Raw genomic sequence first — 21481 nt, 5'->3', positions numbered from 1 at the left:
AGATACAATGAAAGCGGTAACAAAAAAGAGGGTGAAACGAATGTGTCTCATGGGGAGGAAATGCAAATGAGTCTTCTGAAGAAGGCTTGGCCTGCTTCGCGGCTCGTCAGGGCGCTGGCTGGCGTGCAGGATTCAGCAAGGCAACGGTTAAGGAGTAAATGGACAAAAAGGCTACGGACGACTGTCTCTGAGCCGGTATACGCCGAGTTTTGGATGGATATTGAGCGTGTTTGTAAAGATAATCGGGAAACACCATGGCCTGAACTACTGTTGTCTCTGTTTCGGCAATTTGCCAATACAGGGGAGCGCAAGCCGTATGAGGATGTGTACTTTGAACGGCGTGGACGACTGGTTGCTATAGTGCTGGCAGCTGTTGCCGAGCCGGAGCTTTGGAAGATGACAGAGGTGGAAAGCGGCCTGCTGGAAATATGCAGAGAGTACACATGGGCGCTTCCTGCACATGTCAACGAAGAGGACACTGTAACACCACCGTGGCAGCAGGTGGATTTATTCGCGTCCGAAACAGCGCAAATGCTGGTTGAAATTTTATTACTGCTAGGGGAGCAACTGGATAGTTATGTGGTCTCTCAGGTGCACGAAGAGGTCGAGCGCCGTGTACTGGAACCTGTTTTTTTGCACCCTCGTCATTTTGGATGGGAAACCGCAGATCATAACTGGTCGGCAGTATGCGCTTCCGGTTGCGGAATTGCGGCATTGCTGCTGGCAGAAGACGACTTTTCCAGAGCGGAAGCCATCGAGAGTATGCTGGGCGCGCTGGATTGTTTTTTGGCAGGCTACAGAGAGGACGGGGGGTGTCCCGAAGGCGTAGGGTACTGGGTGTACGGTTTTGGTTATTTCATTTATTTTGCCGATATGCTGCGTGAGTTTACCGAGGGAGCTGTGGATATTCTGAGCTCGGAAAAGGTTAGGCAAATCGCAGCCTTTGCAGAACGGGTTCATCTATCGGATGGCGTTTTCGCTAATTATTCGGACAGTAGTGAAACTGAACGATTGCCTTCCGGACTCGTCTCTCATTTGAATTCTTTGCAAGGACGACCATCTACACTCCCTTTCCGTGTACCTGGCCTGTTGGAAGACCCCTGTCGCCGCTGGGCTCATGTATTGCGTAACCTGGTCTGGACGAATCCTTTGGCATTTGGGAGCGGTGAGGCCGTAGTCGATTATTTGCCGCAACTCGGTTGGCTGATGTGTCGCAGCCACAGTTCCGACCATGGTGGACCCGGAAGCCAAGAGGGTGAACCAGGTACAATACTTGCATTTTCAGCCAAGGCTGGACATAACAATGAACCGCACAATCATAACGATCTTGGACATTTCATCCTGCATGGCGGTGGCGAAAATCTACTGTGTGATCTGGGAGCAGGCTTGTACACGAAAGCCTATTTTTCACCGGGACGGGAGTCGATTATCAATATTTCCTCCGGCGGTCATTCCGTGCCTGTCATCAATGGGACCATGCAGCAATCCGGCGCAAAGGCAAGGGCGGTTGTGCTGGATATGGCTTTCGATGAACAGGAGGAGGTACAGACGAACACAAGGCTTAAGCTCGATTTGACATCTGCTTATCCCGTAGAAGAATTGGCGGTTTTCACCCGTTCTTTCAAATGGACTGTGCTGGAGGGAAACGAGGGAGCAAGGCTTACCGTCACAGATCATTTTGAGTTTGAAACGTCTGGTGTGAGCATGAAGCCTTGGGATGTGGAGGAGCTTTTAATCAGCCGTATTCAGCCTAATACAGGAGCAGGCTTCGTGGAATGGAAGGGAGAGAATGCGGTGGTCAGGCTAGATTATGATGCCAGCGTGCTGCGGCAGGGGGTGGAGGCTGTGAAGCATATAGATCATGACGAAGTACCCTTTGTGTTTTATAAAACATCGCTGCAACTGGACTCCGATCGCTGGAACGGTTCTGCAAGCATAGATTGCAATCTGTTTTTTACCATACATTAATTTTCATTTTGAATGGGAGGCAGACAGGATGAATAAGCTGCAGACAGGCAGTGTGTACCCTTGGCAGACGGAGCTGGAGAGATTTATAGAACAGGTGGAAAGTACACCGAATCGAGTGGATGACAGATGGACTCACCAACGTAAGCTGGCCGTGCTGGAAAAGCTGGTTCGTGCATATGCCCCGCACCAGGATGAAACCGGAGCTATCATTGATCCCCATTCTGAAAGTGAACGGTATTACTCTACCCCGTCCTATGCGCTGGCCGCGGCAGTGCTGATCAAAGAAGGCCGGCATGATTTACTCGAATCTGCTGCTGCGGCCTTGACGCATAGCATAGCCTGTGTAGTGGAGGAAAAGGCGCCAGATCACCACCCAGACTTTTTTCCAATTATGATGATGGGAGCATATCGACTCCTTAAAAATCTGCTGCCAGAGCAAGCCACGGCTTGGAAGCAGCAACTAAGCAGGATTCAGCCGGAGCAGACCTACATTTTTACGATGAGCAAAATGAAAAATCCGAACCGGATGATCAACTGGAATGCGATTATGATTTCCGGCGAGTTTTTGCGTGCAGCGGAAGGAATTGCAGCCGATTCGGAATGGATGGAGACGTATATCCGCAGCTATCATTTGCCTCGGTTTACCGGTTTGGGCCTGTACCAGGATGGTCCGCTGGATCGGCCCAATAGCCCATTCGCCTACGATATCGTTACACGCTTTCATCTGGGCGTGATGCTGGAGCACGGATATGATGGCGGCTGCGCTCTCGAACTGCGTGACCACCTTCGCAGGGGGGCGCTCAGCTCATTACTGGCATTATCCCCGCACGGGGAAATTCCGCCGCGTGGAAGAAGCGCGCAGCATCAGTGGAACGAAGCGGCTGCTGCCTTTGTCTTCACAACACATGCGCAGCAGGCTTTCACAGCAGGCGAGCACGGGCTCGCAGGTGCGTTCCGACGGGCAGCAGATCTATGCTGGCAAGCGATTAGCCGCTGGCAGACTGATGATGGCAAGCTGCATATCGTTCGCAACCATTATCCATCCGAGGCACGGCATGGCTTTGAGGTGTACTCGAATCATACCTGCTACAGTCTGTGGACGGCGGCTGTGCTGGCCCATACCCTTCTACACGGGGAGGAGCTAGATCGCATTTCTCCAACCCCCATCCCGGCGGAGATCGGTAGCCGGGTGTTGGCAACGGACGGCTGGTTCCAGACTGTCATTGCAGCCGTAGACGGGCAGCAAATGCTTGTGCAAACATCGATTAACGACCCGTACAATATTCCGGGCATCGTGCGTATTCAGCAGTCTGCGCTGCCGTCACTGATCGGTCCGTCCTCAGCAGGACACGCAGACCGCGGCTTTACAGGCTTCGCGGAGGGAGATATTTTCCCGCTGAGCTATACCCCGGCCTGGCAAACGGAGGACGGAAAGTGGCACAGCTTGTCGGAAGGTATCCCCGGTACGCTGGAGTTCGACCGGGATGGAGGGATTGATCCGCAGGATGGTGGAGGCACCGTACAGATGGATCAAAGCTCAGCATCTGACGGAGCAACGGATTTTACACTGCTGTGGAAAGGCCCATTCCCGGGAGTGAGGGAAATCCGAACGCATTATCGCCAGATACCCGGCAAAATTGAAGTGGCATATGAGCTTCAAGGCAATATCCAGAATGTGGGGGCACTTATCCCCTTAATGGCGTATGACGGTCGGGAGCGCAGCGTTATTCATCATGTCATGTCAGCCGGGAAAGAAACGGAAAGCATTCGAGTAGAATACGCAGGCGCAAGTCTCGAAGTCATCCCGACGACGGAAGGAACGAACGTGGTATGGCCGGAAGAATTGACTTCCGTGGCCTGTCGGAATGGTTTACTTAAGGGAGCGCGTCTGGAAAGTGGTGGCAGTCGCATTTCCTTTATCATTCGGTTACCTGAATAGATTGGGACTGAGCCATAAATATTTTTTCACATGTGGAAAAAGGGGGAGGAAAAAGGAATGACGAAAACAGAAGCGTGGCTGGAGCAATCGTGGGAGCTGGCTTTGGATAAAACGCTTGTCTTGGCGGCAAGACTGGGGGACGCTTTTCCACATGTTGCAGAGGGTGGACGTTATGATAATCGTGAAGAAACGTGGTGGACAGCTGGCTTTTATCCGGGGCTGCTATGGCTGGCCAATCGGGCGCGTCCTGACAGTGTGGCTGCCGGGATTGCACAGCGGTGCGAGGGTCGTTTGGAAAAAATACTCTATAATAGCGAAGCTGTAGACCATGATCTTGGCTTTATTTGGCTGCTCAGCGGTGTGGCCGCCCATCGCTTGACCGGAGATTCAGAGTCCAGAAGAAGGGGATTGTTGGCTGCTAATCTGCTGGCTGCCCGTTTTAACGTGAATGGCCGTTTTATTCGCGCATGGAACTTCCACTCAGAGGACATGGATACACGAGGCGTTGCGATTATAGACAGTATGATGAATCTTCCCTTGCTTTATTGGGCTTCGGAGGAAAGCGGAGATCCGCGTTTTGCTGCTCTCGCTGTGCAGCATGCAGATACCGTGGCACGTGAATTTGTCCGTGCGGACGGCTCCATCGCCCATGTGGTCGAATTCGATCCGGAGATTGGAAAAAAGGTCGCCGAGCATGGCGGACAGGGATTTGCTCCCGGTTCTGCCTGGGCACGTGGCACGTCTTGGGCTTTGTATGGTTTTACGCTTTCGTACGGGTACACGCGCGATTCGCGTTATTTGAAGGTGGCCGAGAACACGGCTGACTTTTTCCTGTCCCAACTGGGCGATGCTTGCCTGCCAGTGTGGGATTTTAGAGCAGAAGAAGAACACCGTGGAGCATGGGATTCGTCGGCAGCGGCAATTGCGGCCAGTGGTTTGCTGGAACTGGCAAAATATTCGACGCGTGCGGAGCATTTTACAAAAGCCGCAGAATCCATCCTCATGGGCTTGCATCACACGTGCACAGCGTGGGGCCAGGAGCATGAGGGATTGCTGATGAACGGGACCGTACATTATCCTGAGCAAAAATACATCAACGTTCCCATTATCTATGGCGATTATTTCTTTGTCGAGGCATTGGCAAAGCTGCGCGGGGAAGAAGGATTGTTTAGTGTTTGCTAAATGAACTATGAGGCAGCGTGTGTGTAATCTCATTTACATATACGCTGTTTTTTTATGCGTGAAAAGGCTGAATTTAATTCGATGCCAAAGTACTACTTATAGGTAGATAAGAGATTATAGCTGTGCTTATTTCGTACCCAATCAGAACAAAATCATTGTATATAAGCTCTTAAATCCTATGGAGATTTTCATTTTGATGTATGGAAATAGGTCCTTTTACTTGTTTATCAGCATTTATTCGTAAATTGACAATATAGGTGGGTAGCCGTATGATATCTTCTTGGATAAAGGAATAAACTGGCTTTTAAATCTCATTTGCAAAAGGAGTTATACATATCATGACAGCAACAAGTGATAGTACAAAAAGAATAATATACGGGGGATTTTGGATAAGAACAGCAGCGTTTTTGATTGATCTGATCATCATCACTGTACCCGTTCTTTTAATAGGTGGAATCGTATTCAACAGTCCAGTCCTTTTGGGTATGGGGGGGACTGCTTTCGTACAAGTGTTGGCTATGCTGTGGCCGCTGATCTTTTGGCTCGTGGTGCCATGGCTGTACTGTGTGTTATGGGAGTCATCGAAGGTAAAAGCAACACCAGGTAAGCTTGTGTTTTCTCTAATTGTCGTAGACAAAGAAGGAAAGCGGCTTGGATTCTTACATGCCTCAGGGCGCTACTGGATTAAAGCCATTTCTTTTATGTTTGTTCATATTATTTATATTGTGGTTGCTTTTACTGCGAAAAAACAGGGAGTCCACGATCTTTGTACCAACACCTTGGTTGTGAATAAAAAAGAGTTGCAACGACATGAGCAACAATCGTCCTTTCCTCCAGTAGCTTCTAACATCATGAATTAAGGAAATTGCCGTTTCAGAAGATGGGCCTATTATGTAATTGCAGATTTGATGAAGCAAAAGAAATAAATCATTTTAGCTCAGCTTCAATAAAGTAAATAAGATACCAGCTAGTACCTGAAAGTATTAGTTGGTTTTTTGTTATAGATAATCTCTTCCTTTTCATCACAAAATAAAAAATATGTAAGTTGTTCTTACAGTTTACATGTTCTTTTTAGTTTGTTTTGCGTTATAATGAAAGGATGCACATTATGAACGAATTGGAGGCACAGCCCGATTGACAACTTACCCTTTTGCCTTTGATCCGTCCAAGCCGTTTATTGAGCAGGCAAGTGACTGGATTGCAGATGTATTTTATGAAGTTTTGCCTGAAGTCGGCTTTGAGGTTCGGGATGAACAAATTTATATGGCATTCCAGCTGGAGCGTGCCTATAAGGAAAAAAAGACCATTTTTGCGGAGGCGGGTGTGGGCACTGGCAAAACGCTGGTATACCTGCTGTACGCTATTGCATATGCCCGATACATGAGAAAACCTGCGATTATCGCCTGTGCGGATGAGTCGTTGATTGAACAACTGGTAAAGCCGGAAGGGGATATCGCCAAGCTGGCGCGGCATTTGAGTCTGACGATTGATGCCCGATTGGGGAAATCGCCGGATCAGTACATTTGCCTGAACAAGCTGGATGAGGTGCGAAGCGGACTGGATGAGGATGCGGATGTCTTCCGCGATATTTATCAGGACCTACCGGATTTTGTTCACTTTCCAGATACGTTACAGTCCTTCACTCCATACGGGAACCGTAAAGAGTATCCCGAGCTAACGGATGGACAGTGGAGCAGACTGGGATGGGATGTATTCCAAGACTGCCTCGTTTGCCATCAGCGGCATCGTTGTGGGCAGACGTTGTCCCGTGATCATTACCGCAAAGCGGCAGATCTGGTCATCTGCTCTCATGACTTTTATATGGAGCATGTATGGACCTACGAAGCGAGAAAACGCGAGGGTCAGCTACCATTGCTGCCAGAGCACAGCTCTGTCGTCTTTGACGAAGGACATTTGCTGGAGACAGCGGCGCAAAATGCGCTTACCTACAAGTTTAAGCACGCTCAGTTTGAGTCTATTGTTACTCGACTGCTGGAGGGGGAAGTACGGGAATCGCTGGCAATGACGATCGAAGATGCGATCTCCCAAAGTGAGGCTTTGTTCGCTGCGCTCGATAAGAACAGTCAGCCTGTACAGGGTTCTAATCGCAAGGAGTTCATCCTGAATGAGTCACTGATTCGAGAGGTAAACCGCTTTGGTGAACTGATCGGCACGATTGAGGAAGAGCTTGTATTTGAAAGCGGGCTATTCTCTTTGGATGAGTATCAAGTCAAAATTGTGGAAGAACATTTGGAAATGATTCAGACGGCGCTGGCTTTGTTTAAGCGTCCTGAACTTCTAATTTCGTGGGTGATGGAGGATCAGGATGGATTAACGCTCGTGGTTATGCCGAAGATGGTAAAAGAGATTCTCAAAGAACGAGTATTTGCGCAGCATATACCGATCGTATTCTCCTCAGCTACACTTTCCGTGGAGGGCTCTTTTGACTATATGGCGCAGAGCCTCGGTATTGAAAATCCGCTAACGTTTTCCGTTGCGTCACCTTATGACTATAGCGATCAGATGCAAGCTGCACTGTATCCGTTGCAAGCGGGGTATGATCCAATCCAGAGAGTGCTGGCACTACTGGAGAAATCGCAGGGAAGAGCGCTTATCCTGTTTCCTTCACAGGAGGAACTGGCTGCATTCCAAACGGGTCTCGTTGCTTACCCGGAGGCATCTGCGTATCGTTTTCTGTACGAAGGTTCGGCTGAAATCAGCCATCTGATCTCAGCTTTTCAGAATGATGAGGAAAGTGTGTTGTGCGCTGTTACATTATGGGAAGGACTGGATATTCCTGGGCCTTCTCTGTCGCACGTCATCATCTGGTCGCTGCCATTTCCTCCGAATGATCCGGTTTTTACGGCTCTGCGCAAGGATGCAGCAGATCCGTTTATTGAGATAGATATGCCTCACATGGCACTTAGACTCAGACAAGGCATAGGGCGTTTAATTCGCTCGCGTAATGATCGGGGCTGGATCTCCATCATGGGCCAAGATTTGAATCGTCAAGAAGTACGCACACAAGTTGAACAACTACTGCCTGCGGGCGTAGAATGCACCGTAATTGAAGGAAACCCGGAGGGAATAAAAACATGTTGAATTTTACAGCGTACACAGTAGATCAGATTAAAGATGCTTTTGGTATTTTGAGTGGACAGCGTTATGAATTTATCATTGATGTAGAGGTAGAGGAGGACGACGAGCTATACACGGAAAACGGGCTGTATATCCGTTCTCTTTATTTAGTAGACGAAGAGAAGACGGGACTGCTGAAGTATGAATTGATTGAAAAAGTAACGAATCGTTACATTGATCTTGAACTTGAAGATGATGAGCTGCAAGCTGTTGAGAACTTCTGTAAAGAACATGTACAGGATGAAACAGTGAAGTAACAGCATAGAACACTTAAGCTAGCACAGCTCATATATAGCTAACATATAATGAAGACATCAAGGAGTCCTGGCATGATCAGGCTCCTTTTTTTATGACCAATGAAGAGAACTTATCTGCTCTAGCGCAGTCTGTCCCACATATTCACCATAAACAGCATAATACCAGCCGCGAGCAACACCCACCCTGTGACGACCCAAACTCCAGCCTCTGCAACCTCGTAATTTTTACCTATAATCGCCAATACCAACACGGGCAGACCGATATTATGCATCCAAAAATGGATACGTGCCAGAATAGTAACTGAAAGTGCAGGAAAGGCCACATAGATCAGACCTATGATTCCAAGAGTCGTCCAACCCAGCAAATGGATATGAGACTGAACATTGGACAGGCTGTAATCACCCGACACGCCAATGATTACATTAAGCAGCGCACCGAGGGCAAAATATACAGCAGCTATTTTTAGAAATTGCTTTCCCATATATGAAATCCTCCTTCTGTTGCGCATGGGTATTTTGTAACATATTCTCCATCATATCGAGTATGGAGGTCAGGGGTGTGGGTGTTGTGACTGGTCCATTTGACAAAAGCTTCAAATACACATAAAATCTTATTGCATCAATACTTACCGTATTACTGTGCTTTCTCGGAGATGATAGCGAACTTCTCCGACAATGGGCGTTAATTTTTGACCATTGGTTTATTTTGGATTCGCCATTAAAAGGAGCTTGAAATTATGAATGTATATCACAATACCCTTGAACTCATCGGACGCACGCCATTAGTAGAGCTGAACAGCTATTCTCTACCAAGAGGAATTCGTCTGTTTGCCAAGCTGGAGTTTATGAATCCCGGCGGCAGCGTGAAGGACCGGGTGGGTAAGGCTCTAATTGAAAAAGCATTAAAAACAGGTCAGCTGAAGCCAGGCGGGACTTTAATTGAAGCAACAGCAGGCAACGCAGGTATTGGTCTTGCAATGGCAGCGCTTCATTATAATATCTCGGTTATTTTTGCTGTGCCTGAGAAGTTCAGCCAAGAGAAACAGGACCTGATGAAGGCATTGGGAGCACACATCGTTCATACCCCGACAAGTGAGGGGATGAAGGGAGCCATCGAAAAAACAAAGCAATTGGCTGCTGAAATAAAAGATGCATACTTGCCACGGCAATTCAGCAATCCGGATAATCCAGAGGCATATTACACAACAATGGGGCCTGAAATATGGAACGATCTAGACGGCAAAGTGGACGTATTTGTGGCAGGAGCAGGTTCGGGGGGAACGTTTATGGGAACCTCGCGTTATCTTAAGGAACAAAATGCAGCCCTTAAAACGGTAATCGTGGAGCCGGAAGGGTCCATTTTGAATGGCGGCGAGTCAGGTCCACATAAAACGGAAGGAATTGGCATGGAATTAATCCCTGAGTTTGTGGATAAAGAATATTTTAATGCCATTCACACCATTAGCGATGTCGATGCATTTGACCGTGTCAAGGAACTGGCTGCACGTGAAGGTCTTCTCGTTGGCAGTTCTTCAGGCTCTGCTTTACATGCCGCTTTACTGGAAGCAGAGAACGCACCGGATGGCGCACACATTGTTACCATTTTCCCGGATAGCAGCGAACGTTATCTGAGCAAAAAAATATATGAAGGCGGGATATAAAATGAAACGCAAAACAAAACTGATTCACGGTGGGCTTCCTACCGATCCCCATACAGGTGCGGTTAACGTCCCTATCTACCAGGTAAGTACTTATGAGCAAGAGGAAATTGGCGTTCATAAGGGTTATGAGTATTCGCGCACAGGCAATCCGACCCGGTTTGCACTGGAGGAGCTGATTAAGGAGCTGGAGGAAGGAAAGCGTGGTTTTGCGTTCGGTTCGGGTATGGCAGCGATTCATGCGGTATTTTCACTGTTTAACGCAGGGGATCATATTTTGCTGACTGATGATGTATACGGAGGCACTTATCGCATTGTAAGCAAAGTGCTCAGTCGGATCGGAATTGAGTCCACATTCGTGGATACGACTGACCTGGAAGCTATCTCCAAAGCAATCCGTCCAAATACGAAGGCGTTGTATGTGGAAACGCCAACAAACCCGCTTTTGAAGGTTACTGATATCCGCGCAGTTTCGGAACTGGTAAAAAAACACGATCTTTTACTGATCGTCGACAATACATTTGCTACCCCTTATTGGCAGACGCCACTTACACTCGGGGCCGATATCGTCATTCACTCTGCTACCAAATATTTGGGCGGGCATAGCGATGTTGTTGCCGGTCTGGCTGTTGTGAACAGCGACGAGCTGGGAGAGCAACTTCATTTTCTGCAAAACGCCATTGGTGCTATTCTCGGCCCGCATGATTCCTGGTTACTGATCCGCGGTATTAAAACATTGGGTCTGCGTATGGAAGCGATTGAGCAAAATGCGAAGGAAATTTCAGCCTTTTTGGAAAAACATCCGAAGGTTAGCAAAGTGTACTATCCTGGACTGGAAAGCCATGCGCAGCACGAACTGTCCAAAACTCAGGCCGAAGGCTTTGGCGGCATAATTTCCTTTGATGTAGGTAGCGATGCCAACGCGGTTGCCCTCCTGAAAAAGGTGAAATATTTTACACTGGCTGAGAGCCTGGGAGCAGTTGAAAGTCTGATTAGCGTTCCGGCACGTATGACGCACGCCTCCATTCCAGTAGAACGTCGTGCAGAGCTAGGCATAACCGAAGGTTTGGTGCGGATTTCGGTTGGGATTGAAGATCTGGAAGATTTGATCGAAGACTTGCAGGCAGCATTGTAAGAAAATAAGCGTAATGATCAAGAGAGGTGGCTGAGGCTGCCTCTTTTTGTGTAATTTTAGAAGAAAGTATTGCTTTTCCTTAATAACCGAGTATAATGCTTGGTAATAGAGCGTGCCATAAGGAGAGAGGCCCTATGAAACAGATAAAAACATACAGTTACCTGCAGGTAGATGACTATCTGGATCTTCTTAATTATGCGAAACAATTGAACGATATAGAGTGGCAAGAGGAACTCAAAGAAGCCCTGCAGCATCAATTACTGGAGAATGGCAAGGAGACTATTCTGAAATTAATACGCTATGGCGGCATTTTGATCAGATTAACGATAAATTGCTGAGGTTGTTTGATCTTTTACGGAATAGTAATAACGCGGCGGATCGAAACTCGTGGAGTGAACAGATTTGGGAGCTGAAGTTGGAACGCATTAAGTTGGAAAAGCAAATCCAAGCGAGTTATACACATTTTTAAAACAACGGCATAGAAATGTAGTTAGCAATAATCAGGGCAGCTTTAAATAGATTTTTAAATATAGTAATTTTTAATAACGAAGTGAAGCACTCTGCTTTCTTCGTTTTTTGTTTTTATAATAGCTTCTTTTTTTGGAAGAACAGAGGAGTACGCAGAGGTGATACCGAATAGTTTTATATAGTTAAATTGAATGTTAAACGGAATATAACCGCGACTACGTCTCTGAGGAAACAAAAACCTGGAGGGGGAATGTTATGAGGTTCACACATCTGGAAAAAGCAACAACTGTGCTGTCGGATCATCCGGTACGTCTGAGATCTGCTTATGCAGTCGGTCCGGTCAATCTCCCGGAAAATTGCGGTGTGGGCAGGGAATGGTCAAGTTATTTTGCCCATGAGGATTGGAATTTGGAAAAGGCTTGTGGTGAAGAAGGAGTAGAGCTTTCAGCCGGAGGAAAGGCAGCGTGCCGATTATTGACCGAACTGGACCCTCGGACTGCGGAACTGAATCTAGGTGTTTTTCCGCCTTTGGCCGAACAAGAAAGGCTTTTGCTGGTTTCAAATCTTCGTTGTATGGCAGCACAAGAAGTGATTTTCAGACCGTTTGAAGGAACGGGACAAATTTGGATAGATGGCACACTGGTATATGCGGAATCCGGTCCTTTTCGCTTGTATCTGGAGGAAGGCGATCACACGGTAGTTATCATTGCTGCGTTTATTCCCGAGGAGGCCCGCTCTATTCGTATCAGTGGAAATCAGGTATGCGACGAACCAGATGTGACAGAACTGCATCGTGAATTTGTAGAGCGTAATATACGTTTTCAAATGGCATGGCTAGAGGTTGAGAAAAGTGCTGGCAGGGAGGGTGAAGACAGCCCGATCTTATTTTATTTACTGCGTAAGGATCGGATAGATCTTCCCTTAGATCAAACGTTATGGGTCGAGGTAACGAATGATGAGGGCATGAAGCTGGATCGCTTTCCAGCACATTGGGAGCAGGAGCAAAGCTATGACTGGGATGAGGAAAAGGCCGGGAATACGGGAATGCTGCACTTCACCGTTACATATCGGGATCATGAGGCTGTGGAGCATCATTTTGTGTATTCGGTACTTGTGCGGCCTTTGTCAGTCGTCGTGGAGGGCTTGCAGGAAGAGTATGACCGGTACATTCAAGCCCGCGCTATAGATATTCTTCATTCTGCACAGAAAATACAAATAGAGGGCCTGCTTGAGGAATTAAAAAGGTTAACGGATTTGCCGGAGGATCCTTTTGAAATCTGGGATTATCGGGTTGTGCGTGAATATATCAAGCTATTAAAACGGATTTTCACATATGGACATACCGAACAGTCACAGCACCCGTCCTTACTTCGGGAAGAACATATCTTTTTGTCTAATGACGGAATTGGAGAAGGATTTTTTGTCTCCCGTTTGGACAATAGTTTGCAACGCTATACAATCCAGCTTCCCAGAAACTACTCGGCTGAGCGACAGTATCCTCTGATCGTCCTGATGCCGGGCAAGCGCTATGAACTGGGCTTGCCGGATTTTCAGAATCGAGGTTTTGGACAAGGCTGGGAAGAGGAAGCTATATTCGTTACTTTTTCGTGCCGTGGTGTAACGTTGGGCAGTTATATTGGAGAAGCTGCTTTTTTGGAGGGGCTGGATGTCATACTGCAAGCGTATCGAGTGGACGAAGATCGGGTCTATCTGACGGGTTATTCGAACGGAGCATATGCGGCTTGGGCGATGGCACAGGCTTATCCTTCTCGTTTTGCGGCTATTGCGGTTATCTCTGGAGCGCCACATCCCAAGCATCTGATAAATCTGTTGAATATGCCAATATTGAATGTATGCGGAGATCAGGATTACTTATTTGCACAAGCATATACAGCCCCTGTAACAACGCTTCCATCTGATCATTTTAAAGGTGTCGTAGAACGTCATTCTAATCACTGGGACACGCATGAGCTGAGACTTCTGGACGGCGTACTGGGTTGGCTTTTGCAATGGAAAAGAGATATCGTACCTCAGCGTATTGCCTATCGGACGGAACGGGGCAGACATAACCGGGCTTACTGGCTGGAACTGACGCAAATAGATGAAAACGAGGAATATGCCGAGTTGTACGGTGAAATGAGTACCACAGGTGAACTCGATATCGAGGCTGTTCACGCCGAAGAATTTATCATTCATATTTCTCAAGAGGTCATGTCCTTGGAACTGGCCCAGGTTCGTATCGGAGCCCGTATTTTCGTGTTGGATTTACGGGAATACAGCCGCTTTCGCTTTGTTAAAACAGAGTCGCATAAACGCCCCTCACCTGAATACCGTTTGATTGCTGAACGAGAGGGAGGAAGCAGTGGAAGCTCTACAAAACAAGCGGATGCCGAAAAGAAAATTATGGGTTTGAAAAGCGTGGGAAGAAATGTTTTGAGCCATGGTATGGGTGTGCTTGATGTTTATATGGATCGTCTTCACATTGTCCTTCCATCCAGCTATGCTACACTGGAGGAAGAGCAGGCGGTGAAACGGACGGCGAACGCCTTGGCTAGCCCCCGGACAGCGACTTGGAATCCGTATATCGGTGTTCATTATCCCGTGGTGTCTTCTAATGACATTTCAGAGGAAGCACTGGCTGACAGTAACGTGATTTGTATCACTTCGGGCTTGACCAGACATGAGCTGCTTCAGAAGCACCAAGCTAATCTGCAAATTGCATGTACGCAGGAAGGGTATACATTGGGCGATGATTTTACGGCAGGCGAGTATTGTCTGTCATATATTCAACCTAGCCCGTGGTCTGCAACCCAGCAAATGCTTGTCGTAGCGACCAATTCACCCCGTATGCTGGGTAAAAACCTGTTTATGCGCAGACTGATTATGCCCGGATATTTTAATGGTCTACACCCGTATTTGAATAAAGAGGTTATTGTGTATGATAGCAAGGGAGTGCGTGCATTTAACTTTACTTCCATTAGACATGCACAGCAAAAACTGCAAGGCCAATAAAAAAGTCAACAATGTTATAATAAGCCATAATTAAAAAAACCGTCTGGAGGCACGTTGGCGATCCTGACGGTTTTTTGCTGGTTCATTGCAGTGATTTGTGATTGGGATGACGTCATATATAGAAGGGCGTTGTGGTAGCTCAGCTTTTATACTGCTCCATCAGGTACATGATCTTCACTTCATCGGCCAAATCTCCAAAAGGTTCTAACGGATTCTCATGAATGATATGATATAAACGCTGGACGCGTTCCTTTGGCAGTTTGCGTACATATCTGGAAATGAAAGCGGCATGGGTGACCACGTAGCGCTTTTTACGGACAGCGGCACTGGCTACGCGGACGAGAATATCTTCGCCCCCTGCCATTTCCAGAATACGGCGCTCATAGAAGACCACGTATCGGAATGTCCGGTCCTTGATCAGCTCGCGATTAAGTCTGGCAATCTCTCCAATATATCTGACCACAAGCGGCTCAAAGCTTTTGATCAGGAGAGGATCGAGTGTCAACTCCATGTCTTTGCGGAGAACAAAAGATTGCAGCAGGGCGACCTGCTGGAGCCTTATCCGATCATTGTGAATGAGTACAGCAATCTCACGCAGCATCTCATAGGACACACGCTCACTGAGCTGCCGCAGGGCAACCGCGTTTTTATGATTAACGTTTAGTCCTTCCTGGATCTGTGCTATACGGTCTCTGAACAGGCGTATAAGCTGCCTACGCTGTTCATAAGGATAAATACGCTGCTGTAGAAGCACCAAGGGTAGTAGGAGAAGCGCGCCGACGATACCGCACAGAAGCATTTGTTGCGGCGAGTGGCCGAAAAAGACAGCAGCGGCCAGCAGCACGATGCCGACGGCAAGGTCTTTACGAAAATAACGTTTGGCTCTGAGTCTGGCATATTGCTCTACAGGAACTAGTGTATCCCGACCACATGATGTACATTTTTCTTCCCAAAGGGCGGTGAATTGTCCGCAACGCTTGCAGACTCTCAGCTTTTGGAAGGCATGCTCTGTGCGGGTAAATGGGCGAAATTGTACGGCCTGTTTAGAACTATTCATTGCGCTCACTTCTCCGGTTCAGCAGTGCCAGAAGCTCGGTGTCGATTTGTGTAATCGACGGGGCGCGTTTTTTATGTATATAGTAAATCAGTGATTTGATGGCGACAAAAAGAAACATAATCGCCAGACATCCGTATGAGATCATAGTGTACTTCCTCTTTCTGCTTAGATTTTCACTTCAATATTTTACATGGGCGGGGTTTCGCTACTGTCATTTTTGTCGTATAAAAGAGAAGGCTGGTGCCCGAAAGCCCTTGTTGGGGTATAATTATATCATTACTGCAGGATATTGGTAAAATCTCGCGGTATAATAGGCTTTTGGGTTGCATTCAGACCATTCGGGTAGTGATTTTCAGCTGGCGCTCATGTAAAACTCATTATAATTTAATAGTAGGGGAGTACAACTGTAATTTAGAATGAGAATTAATCGGCAAAGGGGTACAAGCGATGTTTAGTAGAGACAGAAAATGGTTTTTGGTCATCGGAATCATATGTATAATGATCATGACCTCGATTTCGGCATGGCAGCCACAGACGGCGAATGCCGCTTCACCCTCTGCTTCCAAGGTGGATGCGGTGCTGGTCGTCGATGTAAGTAATTCAATGAACACCAGTGACCCTGGGAAAATTGGCAATGAAGCCATGAAAATGTTCGTTGATATGCTGTCGACGCAAAATGACAAGGTCGGGATTGTAGCGTATACGGATGTCGTACAGCGCGAGAAAGCCTTGCTTAATATTACATCCGATGCGGATAAGCAGGAACTGAAGACGTTTATTGACGGGCTGAACCGAGGGGCGTATACTGACTCCTCCGTAGGCGTCAAGGAAGCGATCCGCATTTTGCAGGATGGTAAAACAGCCGGACATGCGCCTATGATCGTCATGCTGGCCGATGGTAACAACGATTTTAATAAGACGACAGGTAGAACCGAAAGCCAATCCGCTCAGGATATGGCACAGGCTGTAGCCGAGGCTAAAAATAACGGCGTTCCGATCTACACTATCGGTTTGAATGCAGATGGGAAGCTGAATAAAAACAAGCTCGCCGACATAGCGCAGCAAACGGGCGGCAAGTCCTTTATTACAAGCTCGGCGGATGACCTGCCGAACATTTTGAGTGAAATTTTCGCCAGCAATTTGAAGTTGAAAGTTGTGCCCTTGCAGTCCATTACCGCAAACGGCGACTATCAGGACGTTACGGTAACCGTACCGAACGATAGTGTGCTGGAGGCTAACATTTCGATCATGTCCTCGAAACCGGTGGACGCGAGACTGATAGATCCGTCGGGCAACACCAAGCCGATTCCTTCGAGCGATGTACTGCTGTCCAAGTCGAAAAGCTACTCGCTGATTAAACTGCTCAAGCCTGTGGCTGGCGACTGGAAGCTCCAAGTCAAGGGAGTTCAGCAGGATCAGATTGATATTAATCTGGTGTTTAACTATGATCTGGAGCTGAAAATGGACGCACCGCCCGCCAAATCATACAAAAAAGGTGACGCGGTCCAAATTCGTTCCTACCTGACGAGCAATAGCCAGCAACTTCAGGATCAGGAATTGTATGCGAATATGAATGCTGTTCTGAAGGTCAAGGATCTTGATTCCGGTACAACCAATGAGGTGCCCTTAACCAATGCAGGGGATTCTTTTACCGGTTCCTATACGATTCCAGATGAGCATGACTACGAACTAACCGTCAGAGCAGAGGAGAAGAGCTTCTACCGTGAAACACAGCCTGTAACCATCAGTGCTAAAGCTGGGGCGACGAGTGGTACGAATACGGGCACGACTCAGCCAACAACACCTGCTGAAAAGTCCAAACTGCTACCACTTATTCTTTTAGGGCTGGGACTGCTCGTTCTGCTGGTTGCCGCATATTTCATCTGGAAGGCTGTCAAAAAGGCTAACCGCGGCTTTGTCGGTCAAATTGTACTGGAAATCCGGGATGAGAACACCGGCGAAAAAACGTATCCGCAATACAAGAAGCTGAACACCTTCCGGGGCAAATTTAATCTGCACCAGTTGCTGCAACTTGCACCGGAATTTGCTGGAACCGACAAGGTCGTGTTCACGCCAGCCAATCAGGATCGTATCATTGTCCGCAGCACCCCCGAGATTACGATTGAAAAATCCGGAAGGGCTGTAGACACAGGCAACGGTCTTGAACTCAAAAACGGTGATCGTCTGACCATCCCGTTAGCCAGTGTGGACAAAACCATTTTACTGGAATTTATTTCAGTAAACAGCTAAACGAACCCTTAGGAGGTCATATCTATGAAACCAGTAGTTAGAGAGCATATCCAACAATTAGACGTATCACTCGGCGGGGGGATCGTAAGCGATAAAATCAGAGTTGATACCATTGATAATCCTATTTTAATTATCGGACTCGGAGGAACGGGTATTGATGCCCTTCTCCGCTTGAAATATCAAATTAACCGCAGATTCAAGCTTCCAGCAGATCCGATTTCCAAGAAAAAGAGCGAGAAACCGGACAATGTGGAGTTTCTCGCTTTTGAAACGAATGAACAGGACCGCAACAAAAAATACAAGGGGATTGGTTTGGACCCAATCAATGAGTTTGTACTGCTGTCCAATGCGGAAATCGGCGGATTGCTGCAAAACCGCAGCATTTTAGAGCCGTACATTACTGATTGGTTGTCTCCCGAGCTGAGCATTACCGATGGTATGAACGGGGCCGCAGGGGTTCGTCAGGCAGGACGGTTGCTGCTGTTCACTAAAATCAATCAGGTCGTACAAAGCATTGACAAAAAAATCAAAACCCTGTCTGAAGGCACCAACAAAAAGCTCATGGTGTTCCTGCTGTCCGGTTTGTCCGGCGGTACAGGAAGCGGTACTTTCCTCGATATCTCATATATCGTCAGAGGAATTATTGAGCGCGACTATGGCTCTGCTGGTGTAGATCGTGTAAATACTCTGGGCTATCTGTTTACGCCGGATATTAATTTGGCGAACAAAAGCCTGAGCGAGCATACACGTGAATATATTAAAAAGAACGGCTATGCCGCACTGAAAGAGCTGGACTACTGGATGAATGTAGACAGCCGTGGTGAACGCTTTAAGCAGCAGTACGGCAATATTTTGACCGTGAACTCGCCGCTTCCGCCGTTTAATCTGTGCCATCTTATTTCCGCCACGAATACGGAAGGCAAGCTGTTGGAAAATGCTTATGATTACTGCATGAATGTCACCGCCGAGAATATCACTAACTTTATGGCGAGTGAGGAAAAACAGTCGGGTGAAGAGTTTGCCATTCATGACTATATCAGCAACATTCGTACCAACATCGCACAAATGAATAAGGCGTATCCGGCAAACTACGATTACAATATTATCGGGGCCTCCTCGGCAGTGTTGCCAATGGAGGAAATGACGACATATCTGGCCTACCGGATGTTTGGCAAAATGTCCAAAATGTTCGAGCAATCGCCAAATCAAGAGGATGTAGAGAAGTTTGCCCGCAAGCTGGGCGTGGATCTGGATAGCATGATCAAAAACTTTGAATCCCGCGTACCTGAGCCGCTTCCGGGCTTTGAAAACAGTGAACGGTTAAGTTATAGCAATGTCGTTAAAATGCAAGTTGTCAATATGGACACCGAGCTGGAACAAACGTTCCTGACGCGTGCCCGCGAAGAGTATATCAAAGCGAAGAAACAGCTTCCTGGCGAAATTACAGGACAGTTTACGGACCAAATCCGCCGGATGTTTCTGCATCCTGAGCAAGGGCCGTTTTATGTATCCCGCATGATTTATACTGAAAAAGGATTTAGCTTGCTGAAAATGCTGCTTTCATATGTTGAGACGTTGCGGGAATCACTGCACCGTATTCCAACGGACATTGAATGGGCGCGTGAGCAGGCGAACGAGAAGCTGGGCGATGCCAAGAGCGCGTTTGTATCCAAGGATAAAAAGAAAAATGCGTACATTGAAGCGAAAATTAACGAATATTGGCTCCGGGCAGATGTGGAACGCACAGAGCAGCTCATTGAATTTTATGAAGACCTGTATGATCTGTTGAATAAGGAAAACAGCCGCATTTATAATGTATTTACTGAAATTTTGAACGCACTGAGCGCAATTTTCGAGAAAAATGGCGATCTGCTGATTAACGGCGAGGAACAGTCCGATCACAAAGGTAACAAAACGTACTATTGGAATCTGGTAAGTGTACCGGATATTTCTGAAGTTGTGACCAAGCTTCTAGATAACCGCAACGGTGACGATTTGATTCGTGATTTTGCCCAAGAATTGCTGGAAAATTCAGATCAATGGGTGAAGGATCAGGATATGGACATCATTAGCTCAATCTCCAATTTCTTGACTGATAAGTTCGGTGATCTCATTACCCGTTCCATGGAGGATTTTCTCGTCATGAAATACGGGCAAGATGAAGCCATTGAAAAATTTGTGGAGCGCTACATTGCGAGCAAGCTGGATGAGGAAGCTGTACCTGTTTTCCATCTGAGTAATAGCTCTGGTAATTTGTACTTCCCGTCATGGGGATTCGTTTCGGTACCTGTGCAGTCGCCTAATATTCTGAAAGGCGTTCGCAATTATCAAAATAATGCAATTGGCAAATCACACTTTACCATCAAAGAGAGTGAAGTTCGTAACCGGATTTTCTGGCTCAATACGCGTAATGGCGTTCCTCTGTTTGTATACACGCCGCTCAAAGTGTATGAAGAAAGCTATGAAAAAACGATTCTTGACCGCGAAGGTATTGGCCGCCATCTGGTGCAGACAGGTCAGAACAACTGGACTAATCTGCCGTCGCCGATTCCTGAAAAGTCATGGGGAGAAACTTACGTCAATTCGCGTGTGCAAGCCTACAATGCCCGCATTCGTAATGATTTCGACCGTGCCAAGTCACTTGGTGTAATTCGGGAGAAGGATGTCGATCAGAATACGAGCAGCCGCTTTACTGTAATTCGTTCACATGCGCTAGATCTGAATGCGCTGCTGGCAGGCTACGATATGCGCTTGCAGGAATCCAAGCCGAATTTGGGTGAGGTGAAAAGAGCATGGTCTGAGCTGAAACGTCTGCTGGCTGAAGGGCTGGAGCAAGCCGGAAACAAGGACATCTTTGGCAGCATCAATGAAGAGATGGCGAAGGAAAACCTGATCCGTTCACCGGAGTTAACGCAGGTGGTTCGTGAAGAACTGGCGAAATATACACAAATCGAAGCGAAAGCCGCCGAACTGGAAGCTTTACTGGGCAAATATCAGGATGAAGAAAAATGGCTGGATCAGTTCATTCAGGCACTCTATACGGACACGATTACGAAAAAAGGCGCTTTGTACGTCTATGATCGTGACGAAGAGGAAGAGGCTTGGGAACCGTTTGCCAACGTCATGAAGAGCCGTAATTATGTGGAGTTTGAAGTGTTTACAAACTTCCGTGGTTTGGAAGAGAAAAAATTTGCAGTTCTGATGCGCAAGGCGGATCGTCGTGATGCTGTATTGACTTCATCCGAGGATATTACACCATTGCTGGCGAAACTGGATGAACTTGCTGCAACTTACACAGAGGCCCGTAATCAATTGGAATATGAAAAGGTGGAGCTGGCTAACGGAGCGGAACTTTATGCATTCTATGCTCAAATGGCTGGAAAATTAAACGACATCCGCAGAAAGTTGAAGTAAAGT

The 21481-nt window shown here is 47.2% G+C and carries 15 protein-coding genes; 12 read left to right on the top strand and 3 right to left on the bottom strand.

The window, feature by feature from the left end; genetic code table 11:
- The first annotated feature begins 66 nt into the window (after positions 1-66).
- The 6 genes from AC6EJC_RS17320 (at position 67) to AC6EJC_RS17295 (ending at position 8484) form a co-directional block, all read left to right on the top strand.
- The gene (locus AC6EJC_RS17320; protein ID WP_444955039.1) at positions 67-1968 is read left to right on the top strand and encodes a heparinase II/III family protein; all 1902 of its coding nucleotides are present in this window, start codon (positions 67-69) and stop codon (positions 1966-1968) included.
- Positions 1969-1996: 28 nt separating this feature from the next.
- Complete coding sequence (locus tag AC6EJC_RS17315) at positions 1997-3907, top strand: glycosyl hydrolase (RefSeq protein ID WP_444955038.1); 1911 nt, start codon at positions 1997-1999, stop codon at positions 3905-3907.
- A gap of 57 nt (positions 3908-3964) precedes the next feature.
- Complete coding sequence (locus AC6EJC_RS17310; protein WP_444955037.1) at positions 3965-5089, top strand: glycoside hydrolase family 88 protein; 1125 nt, start codon at positions 3965-3967, stop codon at positions 5087-5089.
- Positions 5090-5427: 338 nt separating this feature from the next.
- Positions 5428-5949 carry an RDD family protein gene (locus AC6EJC_RS17305; RefSeq protein WP_444955036.1) on the top strand — a complete coding sequence of 174 codons (522 nt, stop codon included), beginning with the start codon at positions 5428-5430 and terminating at the stop codon, positions 5947-5949.
- A gap of 274 nt (positions 5950-6223) precedes the next feature.
- On the top strand, positions 6224-8191 hold the full coding sequence (locus AC6EJC_RS17300) for an ATP-dependent DNA helicase (RefSeq protein WP_444955035.1): 1968 nt from the start codon (positions 6224-6226) through the stop codon (positions 8189-8191).
- Positions 8185-8484, top strand: a complete 300-nt coding sequence (locus tag AC6EJC_RS17295) for a DUF6509 family protein (protein WP_444955034.1) — start codon at positions 8185-8187, stop codon at positions 8482-8484. The genes AC6EJC_RS17300 and AC6EJC_RS17295 overlap by 7 nt, the downstream gene beginning before the upstream one ends.
- Before the next feature lie 119 nt (positions 8485-8603).
- Here the strand turns inward: AC6EJC_RS17295 and AC6EJC_RS17290 are convergent, their stop codons facing one another.
- Entirely contained in the window at positions 8604-8966 is a 363-nt protein-coding gene (locus tag AC6EJC_RS17290) for a hypothetical protein (protein WP_444955033.1), read from the bottom strand.
- 255 nt (positions 8967-9221) lie between these two features.
- On the opposite strand from AC6EJC_RS17290, the gene AC6EJC_RS17285 reads away from it, so the two are divergent.
- From AC6EJC_RS17285 to AC6EJC_RS17270, 4 genes are all read left to right on the top strand, one after another.
- A complete protein-coding gene (locus tag AC6EJC_RS17285) occupies positions 9222-10145 on the top strand; it encodes a PLP-dependent cysteine synthase family protein (protein WP_444955032.1) in 924 nt (307 codons plus the stop codon).
- Position 10146: 1 nt separating this feature from the next.
- Positions 10147-11277, top strand: a complete 1131-nt coding sequence (locus AC6EJC_RS17280) for a bifunctional cystathionine gamma-lyase/homocysteine desulfhydrase (RefSeq protein WP_444955031.1) — start codon at positions 10147-10149, stop codon at positions 11275-11277.
- Positions 11278-11411: 134 nt separating this feature from the next.
- Entirely contained in the window at positions 11412-11615 is a 204-nt protein-coding gene (locus tag AC6EJC_RS17275; protein ID WP_444955030.1) for a hypothetical protein, read from the top strand.
- 385 nt (positions 11616-12000) lie between these two features.
- Entirely contained in the window at positions 12001-14757 is a 2757-nt protein-coding gene (locus AC6EJC_RS17270; protein WP_444955029.1) for a PHB depolymerase family esterase, read from the top strand.
- A gap of 139 nt (positions 14758-14896) precedes the next feature.
- On the opposite strand, the gene AC6EJC_RS17265 is transcribed toward AC6EJC_RS17270, so the two are convergent.
- Positions 14897-15814, bottom strand: coding sequence for a hypothetical protein (locus tag AC6EJC_RS17265; RefSeq protein ID WP_444955028.1), 918 nt, complete (start codon positions 15812-15814; stop codon positions 14897-14899).
- A complete protein-coding gene (locus AC6EJC_RS17260; RefSeq protein ID WP_023988385.1) occupies positions 15807-15959 on the bottom strand; it encodes a hypothetical protein in 153 nt (50 codons plus the stop codon). Before AC6EJC_RS17260 ends, AC6EJC_RS17265 begins: the two co-directional genes overlap by 8 nt.
- 302 nt (positions 15960-16261) lie before the next feature.
- Between AC6EJC_RS17260 and AC6EJC_RS17255 the strand changes: the two genes are divergently transcribed.
- Both AC6EJC_RS17255 and AC6EJC_RS17250 read left to right on the top strand, forming a co-directional pair.
- A complete protein-coding gene (locus AC6EJC_RS17255; protein ID WP_444955027.1) occupies positions 16262-18064 on the top strand; it encodes a vWA domain-containing protein in 1803 nt (600 codons plus the stop codon).
- Between the two features lie 24 nt (positions 18065-18088).
- Positions 18089-21478 carry a tubulin-like doman-containing protein gene (locus tag AC6EJC_RS17250; RefSeq protein WP_444955026.1) on the top strand — a complete coding sequence of 1130 codons (3390 nt, stop codon included), beginning with the start codon at positions 18089-18091 and terminating at the stop codon, positions 21476-21478.
- The last annotated feature ends 3 nt before the right edge of the window (positions 21479-21481 follow it).

This window comes from Paenibacillus sp. TY11 (assembly GCF_059772165.1).
This window is presented reverse-complemented; position numbering and strand designations above follow the sequence as displayed.

Excerpts from the sequence above, each read along its gene's own strand:
- AC6EJC_RS17320 (WP_444955039.1), top strand. The coding sequence starts at position 67 with ATGAGTCTTCTGAAGAAGGCTTGGCCTGCTTCGCGGCTCGTCAGGGCG.
- AC6EJC_RS17315 (WP_444955038.1), top strand. The coding sequence starts at position 1,997 with ATGAATAAGCTGCAGACAGGCAGTGTGTACCCTTGGCAGACGGAGCTG.
- AC6EJC_RS17310 (WP_444955037.1), top strand. The coding sequence starts at position 3,965 with ATGACGAAAACAGAAGCGTGGCTGGAGCAATCGTGGGAGCTGGCTTTG.
- AC6EJC_RS17305 (WP_444955036.1), top strand. The coding sequence starts at position 5,428 with ATGACAGCAACAAGTGATAGTACAAAAAGAATAATATACGGGGGATTT.
- AC6EJC_RS17295 (WP_444955034.1), top strand. The coding sequence starts at position 8,185 with ATGTTGAATTTTACAGCGTACACAGTAGATCAGATTAAAGATGCTTTT.
- AC6EJC_RS17290 (WP_444955033.1), bottom strand. The coding sequence starts at position 8,966 with ATGGGAAAGCAATTTCTAAAAATAGCTGCTGTATATTTTGCCCTCGGT.
- AC6EJC_RS17285 (WP_444955032.1), top strand. The coding sequence starts at position 9,222 with ATGAATGTATATCACAATACCCTTGAACTCATCGGACGCACGCCATTA.
- AC6EJC_RS17280 (WP_444955031.1), top strand. The coding sequence starts at position 10,147 with ATGAAACGCAAAACAAAACTGATTCACGGTGGGCTTCCTACCGATCCC.
- AC6EJC_RS17275 (WP_444955030.1), top strand. The coding sequence starts at position 11,412 with ATGAAACAGATAAAAACATACAGTTACCTGCAGGTAGATGACTATCTG.
- AC6EJC_RS17270 (WP_444955029.1), top strand. The coding sequence starts at position 12,001 with ATGAGGTTCACACATCTGGAAAAAGCAACAACTGTGCTGTCGGATCAT.
- AC6EJC_RS17265 (WP_444955028.1), bottom strand. The coding sequence starts at position 15,814 with ATGAATAGTTCTAAACAGGCCGTACAATTTCGCCCATTTACCCGCACA.
- AC6EJC_RS17260 (WP_023988385.1), bottom strand. The coding sequence starts at position 15,959 with ATGATCTCATACGGATGTCTGGCGATTATGTTTCTTTTTGTCGCCATC.
- AC6EJC_RS17255 (WP_444955027.1), top strand. The coding sequence starts at position 16,262 with ATGTTTAGTAGAGACAGAAAATGGTTTTTGGTCATCGGAATCATATGT.
- AC6EJC_RS17250 (WP_444955026.1), top strand. The coding sequence starts at position 18,089 with ATGAAACCAGTAGTTAGAGAGCATATCCAACAATTAGACGTATCACTC.